The 1,286-nt window shown below is 62.3% G+C and carries 2 protein-coding genes; both read left to right on the top strand.

The annotated features are described in order from the left end of the window. Nucleotides 1–195 precede the first annotated feature (195 nt). Nucleotides 196–828 (top strand): hypothetical protein, encoded by a 633-nt coding sequence (locus DY926_RS15895; protein WP_116704243.1) that lies wholly within the window; start codon nt 196–198, stop codon nt 826–828. Then, nucleotides 825–989: a hypothetical protein gene (locus DY926_RS17420; RefSeq protein ID WP_158552060.1), complete on the top strand. Its 165-nt coding sequence runs from the start codon at nt 825–827 to the stop codon at nt 987–989. Before DY926_RS15895 ends, DY926_RS17420 begins: the two co-directional genes overlap by 4 nt. Nucleotides 990–1,286 lie beyond the last annotated feature (297 nt).

Raw genomic sequence — 1,286 nt, 5'->3', positions numbered from 1 at the left:
CGAAACCGGCCCCGACCACCGCGCCGCCCGTCGCGGCCAGGGTGGAGGCCCCGCACCAGACCGTGCCCGGCCAGCCCGTCCGCTGATCCCTCTACCTGCCAGACCAGTCCACCTGCATGACACAAGAAACGCCGGATTTCTGCGGCATTGTGGTGCGGGTGGACTATTTTCGTATCAAGACAGGAAAACTGGTCCATGACCCAGCGTGTAAACTTCATCGCCGTCGATGGCGGCCGCCGCCGCTTACTTGGCATGGGGCTGCTGTCAGCGGTCGGCATTGCCACCGTCGCAATGCTGCCCGGGTGCAAAAGCACCACCACTGGCAATGTCACCACCATCACGATCAATGTGGCCGAGATCAAGGATTACGGTCAGGCCGGGCTGAATGCTGTCTCGACCGTGCTGAGCATCGGAGCGGTCGCCAGCGGCATCGGGGCCTCGACCGTTGGTATCATCACCCTTGCCGATACCGCCCTGTCCACGGCCCTCAACAGCTTTTCCACGGCCGCCGGGTCCACGCTGACCATTTCGTACGATGATACGAACTGGAAAAGCCGGGTGGATAGCGTCCTGTCCGCCCTGACCAAAGTCGAAAGCGACCTGAGTGCGGCAATCACCGGGGTCTCGACCAAAGTCCCCAGCACGGACCTGACCAACGCCAACACGGCGCTGAACGCGCTGGGCACCATCGTATCGGCCTTCAAGGCGCTGCTGGACAGCGTGGCCGTGCGGCGCAATGTCGGGGCGCGGCTGTCCGGTTCAACCCCCGCGCCTTCCCGGGCACAGGTGCAGCAGGCGCTCAAGGTGCTGGGGGTGACGGCAGGATGACCACAGATACATTGCTTGTAACAGCACTGGGCACCGGTATCGGCATCGGTGCCTGCATCACGCTGGCTGGCGTTATCCTGTTCTTCAAGCAGACCGAGGCTGGCAAGCGATATTTACAGGATCGCCTCGGTCCGCCCGCGCCCGATCCATCTGATTCCTGATACACATCGAGCGACCAACGGAAAACTAGCCCTGATCCGCCAGGACAGGCTTCCCATCCGGGCCGAAGACGGGCGCCCCTGACCCTGATTCGTCGAGCTTGTACCAATCTTTAGGATGAGGCCGCCGACGATGCTCCCGCGCCAAGATTTCCAACCATTCTTGCACATTTAGCGGTATCGGTTGCTGACCCGTAGCCCAGCGGCGGACGGTAGTCTGATGGGTATTGAGAATGTCAGCCAGACCACGCTGCGACCATCGCAGCGCGTCCAGACATTCCCGAAAACGGGTGGGGGTCA

It is taken from the genome of Komagataeibacter melaceti, assembly GCF_003403295.1.
GTDB lineage: Bacteria > Pseudomonadota > Alphaproteobacteria > Acetobacterales > Acetobacteraceae > Komagataeibacter > Komagataeibacter melaceti.
This window is presented reverse-complemented; position numbering and strand designations above follow the sequence as displayed.